Annotated in this window: 6 protein-coding genes; all 6 read right to left on the reverse strand. The window is 59.1% G+C overall.

Annotated elements, in window-relative coordinates; translation table 11 throughout:
- Positions 1–373 precede the first annotated feature (373 nt).
- The 6 genes from tsaD to acpS are packed head-to-tail and all read right to left on the reverse strand — an operon-like array spanning position 374 to position 7,197.
- Entirely contained in the window at positions 374–2,758 is a 2,385-nt protein-coding gene (gene tsaD, locus DWZ15_RS10085; protein WP_118450789.1) for a tRNA (adenosine(37)-N6)-threonylcarbamoyltransferase complex transferase subunit TsaD, read from the reverse strand.
- Positions 2,745–3,251 (reverse strand): tRNA (adenosine(37)-N6)-threonylcarbamoyltransferase complex ATPase subunit type 1 TsaE, encoded by a 507-nt coding sequence (gene tsaE, locus DWZ15_RS10090; protein ID WP_089573670.1) that lies wholly within the window; start codon positions 3,249–3,251, stop codon positions 2,745–2,747. The genes tsaD and tsaE overlap by 14 nt, the downstream gene beginning before the upstream one ends.
- 12 nt (positions 3,252–3,263) lie before the next feature.
- Complete coding sequence (locus DWZ15_RS10095; protein ID WP_118450791.1) at positions 3,264–3,884, reverse strand: uracil-DNA glycosylase; 621 nt, start codon at positions 3,882–3,884, stop codon at positions 3,264–3,266.
- Between the two features lie 8 nt (positions 3,885–3,892).
- A complete protein-coding gene (gene alr, locus DWZ15_RS10100; RefSeq protein ID WP_118450793.1) occupies positions 3,893–5,038 on the reverse strand; it encodes an alanine racemase in 1,146 nt (381 codons plus the stop codon).
- Between the two features lie 2 nt (positions 5,039–5,040).
- Positions 5,041–6,657, reverse strand: a complete 1,617-nt coding sequence (locus tag DWZ15_RS10105) for an NAD(P)H-hydrate dehydratase (protein WP_082435564.1) — start codon at positions 6,655–6,657, stop codon at positions 5,041–5,043.
- On the reverse strand, positions 6,658–7,197 hold the full coding sequence (acpS, locus tag DWZ15_RS10110) for a holo-ACP synthase (RefSeq protein WP_118450795.1): 540 nt from the start codon (positions 7,195–7,197) through the stop codon (positions 6,658–6,660). It abuts the gene before it with no gap.
- Positions 7,198–7,357: the final 160 nt, after the last annotated feature.

Genomic DNA, 7,357 nt, shown 5'->3' on the forward strand with positions numbered 1-7,357 from the left:
GGAAAGCACATTAAGTGCTTTCCTTTGCGTGCGGAACTCGCGATAAAGTTCATATGCGCCGCCCGGCTCCCGCGGCTCTCAGGGGCTCCCATCCCAAATGCGGAGCAAAGCTCCGCACACCATCTTTTTCTTTCAGCTAAAGCACGCCGGAAATTCGACGCAGCTGGCTAACCTTGCCGGACGTTGTCGACGCCAAACCAGCTCAGAAGCTATATCGATACAGAAAGGTCCCCGGACGGAGGGGCCGGATATAAGGTTTATCGCGAGTTCCGCACGCAAAGAAGGCCACTTAATGTGGCCTTCGTCTTGCGCAGGACTGTAGAGCAGGAAACCTTATATCCGGCCCCTCCGTCCGGGGACCGCGCCGTACCAGCTACAGCGTCATGTTTGGATCGGCGTCGACGTCGAACGGCGAGATTTCTCCTCGGTCGAATTTACGGCGGGCAACCTCTGCGATCATGGCGGCATTGTCGGTGCACGCCGAAAGCGGTGGCACCGTTACGCGGATCCCCTGACGCCCGAGCTTCTTGATCATCATCTCGCGCAGATGCGGATTAGCCGAGACACCACCGCCGATGCAATACTCCTTGCACCCGGTGGCGTGCAGGGCGTTTTTGGCCTTCTTGTACTGCACGTCAAAGACCGCCGCCTCAAACGAGGCCGCTAGGTCGGGCAGGTGAATCGTGCGCCCAGCCTTGGTCTCCTGCTCGATGTAGAGCGTCACCGCCGTCTTGAGGCCCGAAAGCGAGAAGCGATAGTCCCCCCTGCTGTTAAGCGCACGGGGGAAGTCAATCGCGCGGGGATTGCCCGTCTCGGCAAGCTTGGAGATGATGGGGCCACCGGGATAGCCCAGGCCCAGCGCCTTTGCCACCTTGTCGAAGGCTTCGCCCACGGCGTCGTCGAGCGTCTCGCCGAGCACCTCGTAGTCGCCCCACGCCTTGACGTGAACAAGCATGGTATGACCGCCCGAGACGAGCGTGAAGATAAACGGCGGCTTGAGGTCGGGCTGCGCCAGCAAGTTGGCAAACAGGTGCCCCTCCAGATGGTTGACGCATACGAGCGGCTTACCGGCAGCGTAGGCAAAGCCTTTAGCAAAGGCAACGCCCACCACGAGGGCGCCCACCAGGCCCGGACCCTGTGTCACGCCCACGGCGGCAAGCTCGCTAGGGGCAATGGCTCCACCCTCAAGACCAAGCGATGCTGCGGCATCCTCGAGCGCCGCATCCACGACGCTCACAATCACCTCAACGTGTTTGCGCGAGGCGATCTCGGGCACCACGCCGCCAAAGCGGGCGTGAAAATCAATCTGTGTCGACACCTGGTTGGCCAGCATATTGCCATCTGCATCGATAATCGCCACCGCCGTCTCGTCGCAGGAGCTCTCGATAGCGAGCACTAGGCGGCGGCGCTCAATTTCGGCACGCTCCCCCTCGGAGCGCCTAGGCGCAGGCAGCGGCCATACGCGCTGCTCTGCCGCCGTCGGCTCGGGCGAGGCATTGTCGACCGGAAGCACCAGAGGCAGCGGAGCCGTCATGACGATGGCATCCTTGCCGGCACCATAATAGCCGCGGCGCCATCCTGCCTCGGTAAAGCCCAGAGCGTTATAAAGCGCGATCGCTCCCTTGTTGTCGTCCTCGACCTCGAGCGAAGCCGTGGTGCAGCCGAGCATCTGGGCATCATAGCTCACATGCGACAGCAGCTTGCGGGCAATGCCCTCACGGCGATGTGCCGGGTCGACGGCGACATCCAGAATCTGCACATCACCGTCCACGACCATACCGCCGGCAAGGCCCAGCAGCTTGCCGTCGTCGTGTGCCACCCACCAACTACGCGGCGCAGCGACGTCCTCGCCCAGTTCGGACAGGAACATGCCCGGCGTCCACGCCTCGTGTCCGGCACCTTCAAAGCAGGCAGCCTCTAGCGCGCTCGCGCCCTCGGCATCCGCCGCGCCCATGGGACGGAACTGCAGATGACGACCGGCGAGCTCATCGGCAACGCCCGTAATTTCGCTCTGTGCACTCTCAGCAAGACCAAGACGCTTGCGCTCGTTTTCCTCGGCATCCGAAAGGCGCGTGTAAATCGGCAGGACGCGAGCCGGATCGCCGTCACCCGCAGCGTGCGCGAGCAGCAAGCCCTCGCCCGAAGGCCACCACAGGTCGCGCTCCACGCAGCGGGCGGTCTCGTCCTCACCCAGCAGCTTGCCATAGCGCACGAGACCGTCACCGGTCAGCTGAACCTGGCCCCAGTCCGCTGCTTGGCGCCACTCATCGAGCGCCACGGCGGCCTTGACCACGTGTTCGCGCTCAAATTGACGCTCGGGACCCTCATCGACCAGCATATACAGCGCCGGATATACCTCACCGCGCATAGCATCGGCCAAGATACCAAGCTTGCCGCGCACGCCAGCCTTCCACGCCGTCCAAGCGCAAGCGTCGAGCGTCGACACGCCCAGCAGCGGAACATTGGCACCACGCGCGAGGCCCTTGGCAGTGGAGATGCCGATGCGCACACCCGTAAAGGACCCCGGGCCGCGGCCGACCACATAGCAACCAACATCGCTGCGATCCAGACCGGCTTGAGCCAGCACGCCATCAACGGTATTCACGAGCTCAACGTTGGCGTGACGGCGACACATGTGGTCGCCACTCACGAGCTTCGTCTCACCCGTCTGCCCATCGATCCAGCTTGCCGCGCAGGCAAGCATGTCGGTCGAGGTATCGAGCGCCACCACCAGCGCGTTGTCGTTATGCAAGCTCATCTTGTACAGCCTTATCAATCAAATGGGAAAGCTCCATTGCGCGGTCACCGTGCGCCTCAAGCGTTATCGTTCGCACATCGCTGTCGCCCTCATCACGCCTGAGCGTCACCGAAAGATACTCATCCGTCAGCTCGTCCTGGAATTGTTCGCCCCATTCCAGCAGGCAAGCACCCTCATAGCCCAGCACATCGAAAATGCCCGTATCCTCGAGCTCGTAGGCATGCTCCAGGCGGTATAGATCAAAGTGAAACAGCGGAATACGACCTTGATCGTGAACGGCCATGAGCGCAAACGTAGGACTCGTAACCATATGCCCATCGCCCAGCCCGCGCGAGACGCCCTTGGTAAAGTGAGTTTTGCCCACTCCCAGGCCACCGGTCAGGATGAGCACATCTCCGTCCTCAAGGCACGGTGCAATTAGCTCGCCAAAGTACTCCGTATCGGCAGCGCAAGTCGTTTTGTAAGTACCTACCCCCAGGCGCTCCAGGGACATATATGCTCCTTATTATTCCGAGGCGTCCTCTGGTGCGGGATGTCGCCCCAGATAGTCGCCCAGCATCTTAAAGTCTTCCTCCAGCAGCTCCTGCCACGCTGGATTGCGTAGCGCTGCTGCCGGATGGAACGTGGGCATCACCACAAAGTGCCCAATCTGATGGAACCTGCCGCGCAGCTTGGTAATGCCGATCTCGGTCTTGAGCACAAAGTGCGTTGCGGGGTTGCCGAGCGTCACGATGATATCGGGCCAGATGCTTCGAATCTGCTCGCGCAAAAACGGTGAGCAAGCCAGCACTTCCTCGGGGCGCGGATTGCGGTTTCCCGGCGGGCGGCACTTAAGCACGTTGGCAATGTAGACGTCTTCGCGTTTGAGCCCCGCCAGCGACAAAATGCCGTTGAGGTCCTCGCCTGCCGCCCCCACAAAGGGCTCGCCCTGCAAATCCTCATTACGGCCCGGCGCCTCGCCAATAAACATCACGCGAGCGCGGGGGTTTCCCACGCCAAACACGATGTTGTGACGCGACTGGTAAAGCTGGCAAAGGTGACAATCGCCCAGAACGGCCTCGATCTCCTCGAGTGCGACCTCACGCGGCGCCTGATGGCTATGGCCGGGAATGTGCATGACGCCCATAGCGACTCCTACACGTAGACCTTGTCGAGACGCATACCAAAGCCGCAAGCGACCTCGTAGTTAATCGTGCCGCGTAGGCGCGCCATCTCGTCCATGGTAATCTCGGCATCTCCATCGCGGCCGACAATGATCATCTCGTCACCATACTCGGCCTCGGGAATCTCATGCGCCGGGTTGGACTGAATGGCGACCATAAACTGGTCCATGCAGATATTGCCCACCTGACGCACACGCTCGCCGCGATACAGCACGTCCATACGATTGGAAAGCGTACGCGAAAGGCCATCGGCATAACCGATCGGAAGGGTGCAGATCTGAACGCGCGTGCGCGGTACGCGGTAGGTAAAGCCGTAGCCCACGCCCTCGCCCATCGCAGGGTGTGCCACGCGCGTCACACGCGCGTGGACGCTCATGACGGGATCAAGCTGCATCACGCGACCACTCAGCTCACATGGCTGCAGACCATACAAACCGATGCCGGCACGAATCATGTCAAAGTGCATTGAAGAATCGAGCATCGAGGATGGCGTATTGGCACAATGCACGATACCGCACTCAAAGCCCGCATCCTTAATGGCCTGAACGGCCTCGGTAAAACGCTGGCACTGCAGCTTGTAGTCCCAGCCCGAAGGTTCATCGGCCGTGGCGAAGTGCGTAAATACGCCGTCGCACTGAATACCGCGATGGAAATTTATACCGCGGACAAAGTCGAGCACCTGCGTGTAGTGAACGCCGATACGATTCATGCCCGTCTCGATGGCAAGATGGTACTTGCCCACTTTGCCCGCCGCGACAGCACATTCGCCATACGCAAGAGCAAAGTCAGACGTATAGACCGAGGGCATGATATCGAATTCGAGCAATGCAGGAATAGCCTCGATAGGCGGCTCGCTTAGAATCAGGATGGGCTTAGTAATTCCGCCCTGACGGAGCCCAACGCCCTCGTTAACCGTCGCCACGGCAAACATGTCGGCACCGGCCGAATACATGATCTTGGCGCACTCAACAGCTCCATGACCATAAGCATCGGCCTTGACCACGCAGCACAGGCGCTGACGCGGATTCAGCAAGTTCTTATAGGCCCTCGTGTTGCGACGGAGCGCCCCGCGGTCGATCTCGACCCAGGACCAGCGCGTCAAATCGGCTTTATTCATGATTAGTCATCCGACCCTTCGTCCATGATTCCCAGATCTTCGAGCGCATCCTTTGCCGCCAGCTCCATGGCAGGACCGATCAAGTCGATAAGATCGGTCGCGATAACGCTCTTCTCACCATACTCCGTCGCCGCAGCAAAACCGGCGTAGCTGTGAAGTGCGACGGCGTACGAATACAGCAGCTCCCAACGATCCATCTCGTCGCGCATGGTGGCAAGCGTGCCGGCCAAAATACCCGCGAGAACATCACCAGAACCGGCAGTTGCCAGAGAAGCCGGACCCGAGAGTGGCAGCAGCACGCGCTCAACGCCACAGATAGCCGTCGTCGGCCCCTTGGCTATGACCACCAGATTGTCGGAGCCTGCAGCCCAGACAACCTTCTGCGCAGCTGCAATCGCAGTACCAAGGTCGTTCACCTCGTCACCGGCAACCAGACGCGAAAGCTCACGATAGTGCGGCGTCATAACCAACGGCTGCTCGCGACGATACATCTCGGGGTTACTATCAATACCGTCAATGGCAATCTTAGCAAGGCAGTTGAGTGCATCGGCGTCCAAAATTAGCGGTACATCAAGCTCGAGCAAGCCCGAAACCACCTGCATAGCGCCGGCAGACGTCGTCATACCGGGACCGCACAGCACGCAGCTGTACTTCTTTGCGATCTCGCACACCGTCATGCGCGCAGCGGCGCCAAAGGAGCCGCGGGAATCAGACGGAATAGCAAAGACCGGAATCGAAGGAAGTGCCATGCGAATGAGATTGGCGCAGGCGTCAGGAGCCGCGACTGCCACGTAACCAGCACCCGCGCGAGCTGCAGACTTGGCCGCCATAATGGCAGCACCAGGATATTGCGCAGATCCGGCGACAATAAGCACGGAGCCACGGGAATACTTATCGATATTCGATGGTAGCGGAGCAAAGTAATCAACTAAGTCACCGGGCTCGACAATCTCGGCGGCGTGGTCGACATCATCGATGACCTCGTCAAGACGGTCGTAAAGATTGCCGCAGATCAAATCGCCAGCATACTCAGGACCATCAGCGCTATACAGACCAATCTTGGGCGCAATCATCGTCACCGTGCGCTCGGCACGAATGCAGTCGTCATCAACAACGCCCGTCTCTGCATTCAGGCCCGAGGGGACATCAATGGATACGACACAATCGGCGCATTCATTGACCGTAGGAATCCAAATGGAGAACGGCGCACGCAGATTCCCGTGGAAACCGGTACCAAAAATGGCATCGACAACAACATCGGCCTTATCGATCAAAACCTCGAGTTCATCACGCGAGGGGCCGACGCAAACGTGCACATCGCGGCCGGCAGTACGACGAGCAACATGACGTGCCAGAGCAGCAGGAATCTCATCCGGTTCAACCGGAGAAACGATATCCACGTCCACACCCTTATGGCTCAGGATATCGGCGGCAACCCAACCGTCGCCGCCATTATTACCAAAACCGACCAAAACGAGAACCCGATCGGGATTGAGCTTCAAGACCTCGTTAGCGGCAAACTCACCCGCTAGCTCCATAAGCTCGGCCTTCGAAGTCCCTTCGCGTTCGATGATGTCCTCGAGACGAACGACTTCTTCGGTACTCAAAACCGGTTTCATCTATGCTCCTAGCGTATCTTGCGAAGCATCGCCCAGGTGCTCCGTCAATGCTGAATTCTGCAGCTGCTCAAGCTCATCTAAAACAGAGCGAGCCTCTTTAAATGTCTGCGCAACGCGTTTCTTGTTGCTCACCTTTTCCTCTTTTGGCTTAGGCCGAGCATCTTCGGTAATCGCGATGGCATTCGCAACGGCCAAGTCTCCCGTAAGCGTAATGGAAAGAGCGACCTCAACAACACCCAGTTCTTGAGCGATCTCGAGAGCACGGCCCGAAAGCAGCGCCTTCGGTTTGCCGAGTTTATCACGCGTTACCGAAACATCCTTGCGACCCACGCCTTGACTAAAACCCGTGCCGAGAGCTTTAAGCACCGCCTCGCGCGAAGCAAAGCGGCTGGCATAGTGAGCAGCGGGACGCGATGATGCATCGCAATACGCACGCTCTTCTTCGGTAAACACACGCCGAGCAAACGACGGCGTCTTTTCAAGAATAGATTTCATGCGGGAAATCTCGACGATATCAACGCCGATACCAGCTTCAGCCATGTTCACCTCCATATTGCACAGACTAAGCTATTGTAGCCCGTTCACAGAAGATGCGACAAACGAGGGTTATAAAACACAGCTACTATGTGAGACAAAAGCCCGTAAACGCAAAGAAGGGGGAGGCCGCGAGGCCTCCCCCTTCTTCAATCTCGATGACGGC

Source organism: Collinsella sp. AF29-7AC, from assembly GCF_003475665.1.
Taxonomy (GTDB): Bacteria; Actinomycetota; Coriobacteriia; order Coriobacteriales; family Coriobacteriaceae; genus Collinsella.